This is a genomic window from Lacticaseibacillus manihotivorans DSM 13343 = JCM 12514 (assembly GCF_001435035.1).
GTDB classification, from domain to species: domain Bacteria; phylum Bacillota; class Bacilli; order Lactobacillales; family Lactobacillaceae; genus Lacticaseibacillus; species Lacticaseibacillus manihotivorans.
Window position 1 is genome coordinate 1 of sequence record NZ_AZEU01000286.1, and the last position, 732, is coordinate 732.

Annotated in this window: 2 protein-coding genes; both read right to left on the bottom strand. The window is 46.7% G+C overall.

The genetic code is table 11. The annotated features are described in order from the left end of the window. Positions 1-105: 105 nt before the first annotated feature. Complete coding sequence (gene tnpB, locus FD01_RS13930; protein WP_054720188.1) at positions 106-474, bottom strand: IS66 family insertion sequence element accessory protein TnpB; 369 nt, start codon at positions 472-474, stop codon at positions 106-108. Beyond that, a complete protein-coding gene (locus FD01_RS13935; protein ID WP_054720191.1) occupies positions 464-649 on the bottom strand; it encodes a hypothetical protein in 186 nt (61 codons plus the stop codon). The genes tnpB and FD01_RS13935 overlap by 11 nt, the downstream gene beginning before the upstream one ends. Positions 650-732 lie beyond the last annotated feature (83 nt).

Sequence of the window (732 nt, forward strand, 5' to 3'; positions counted from 1 at the left end):
TAATGCTTTAACTTGGTCACGTAGTTTGCTTATCTCGGTTGCGTCGCTTGGCATCGCACTTGCCACCATTCGTAGTTGATGGTGTGAGTGTACCACTTGAAAAGCTTATTGCCTAGCGCTTTTCACCTCTTTTTTACTTGGCCAAAACGGCCGCACGCTCGCGTCTAAAGACCAACCTGAAAGTAGCCGGGTCAATTGCTTGGCATGTAGCTTTCTGACTTCATCTTGATTTGTTGGCCACTGAATCCGACCATCTTCGATACGCTTATACAAAAGCACAAAGCCATCGCCGTCCCAATAAAGTGCCTTGAACCGGTCTTTGCGAGTACCGCAAAAAAGATACAACGCATGGTTGTATGGGTTTAGTTCGAATTGTTCTTTCACGACATCGACGAGACCATCGATGCCGCGCCGTAAATCAGTTTTGCCACAGACCAAATAGATGCCGCGAAGCTGGCGCATATCAATGAGCACGATCAAACACCGCCTTCATCAAAGCATCCAAGATATAGCCTTGGATGTGGTTGTATACGATGACTGACTCATTATCGGCCAACTTGATTTGCAGTGCTTTGGACGCTACCGCCGCCGGACGAGGCAGGTTAGGTTGATCCATCTTGATTTGGACGATATCGGGTTTATCTGACATAAAAAATACCTCACCATAATTGATGAGGTCAGTGTACCGCTGGAAATTTGATTAGGGAATCCGTGCTGTTATCTCCTGCTTAC

What these genes read in the sequence shown, in the direction of transcription:
- FD01_RS13935 (WP_054720191.1), bottom strand. Translation starts at nt 649, where the DNA reads ATGTCAGATAAACCCGATATCGTCCAAATCAAGATGGATCAACCTAAC.